This is a genomic window from Denitratimonas organivorans, from assembly GCF_037478135.1.
Taxonomy (GTDB): Bacteria; Pseudomonadota; Gammaproteobacteria; order Xanthomonadales; family Xanthomonadaceae; genus Denitratimonas.
This window is the reverse complement of record NZ_JBBHDV010000029.1, coordinates 1-1,042: the sequence shown is the minus strand read 5'-3', so window position 1 is coordinate 1,042 and position 1,042 is coordinate 1. Positions and strand designations below refer to the sequence as shown.

Here is a 1,042-nt window from a genome sequence, read left to right as displayed (position 1 = left end):
GGCGGATTCAACCGCGAAGTGCAACGCGTGAGTGGTGAAAGAATACCTCGAAAGGGGTGAGGAAGCGGTGGCGTTTCCGGGGTCTGTTGTTGAGTGCGTCCTGGGCGTTGCGTATCTCCTCCGGCAGGATGGTTGAGAAGTTGCGCTTGCGCGGGAAGTACTCACGCACCAGGCCGTTGAGGTGTTCGTTGCGTGCCCGCTGCCAGGGGGCGTGCGGATCGGCCATGTACAGCGTGGCCTCCAGTGCCAGTTCGATGAAATCCCCATCGGCGAACTCACTGCCCCGGTCGCTGGTAAGGGTATGGACGTGCCTGCGGTAGGGGGTCAGACACGCCGCCACTGTATCGGCGACATCCTGGGCCTTGCCCGTGGGGCTCCACCCCAGACACAGCAGGCCGCTGAGGCGCTCGTTCATGGTCACCAGCACGCCGCTTCCCTTGCCTGGACGCACCGTATCCACCTCCCAATGCCCGAACTGGGTCATGTCCTGGACCGCTTGAGGGCGTTCGCTGATCGGGGTGCGGTCGGCAAAGCGCTGGACCCGATGACGGCCATAGCCGCGCCGCCGCTTGGGCAGGCGCAGGCGATGTCGCAAGCTGTGCCGGTGGATGTAGCGATAGATGGTGGTGTGGCTGGGCACGGCCATCCCCAGCAGCTGACACCGCCCCCGGATTTGCACCGGGCTCCACTGCTGGCTCACGCCGTGCTCGATCTGGGCGAACGCCTCCGCCGGTAACTGGGGACGTGAGCTGGCATGGTGACGACGGGTCTGGGCCGCCTTGTGCGCGGATGCGGCACGATAGGTCCGCTCGCCGGTGTTGCGTCGCCGCTCCCGGCCAATGGTGCTGGGGTGGCGGCCAAGCTGTCTGGCAATGGCGACATTGGACAATCCTGCACTCAGCAGCGCAGCGATCTGGTAGCGTTCTTCCTGGGTCAGGTGTCGATAGGACATGGGCAACTTCGCTTGGTCGTGGAGCGGCCCAGCCTACGGCACCTGGCCCGCTTCGGTTCAAGGAAATTGCACTTCAGGGTTGAATCCGCC

The 1,042-nt window shown here is 64.9% G+C and carries 1 protein-coding gene; it reads right to left on the bottom strand.

Annotation, left to right across the window (positions count from 1 at the left end; genetic code table 11):
• Positions 1–7 precede the first annotated feature (7 nt).
• A complete protein-coding gene (locus tag WDB66_RS15170; RefSeq protein WP_339399440.1) occupies positions 8–952 on the bottom strand; it encodes an IS30 family transposase in 945 nt (314 codons plus the stop codon).
• Positions 953–1,042: the final 90 nt, after the last annotated feature.

Coding starts and splice junctions, on each gene's coding strand:
- WDB66_RS15170 (WP_339399440.1), bottom strand. CDS start 952: ATGTCCTATCGACACCTGACCCAGGAAGAACGCTACCAGATCGCTGCG.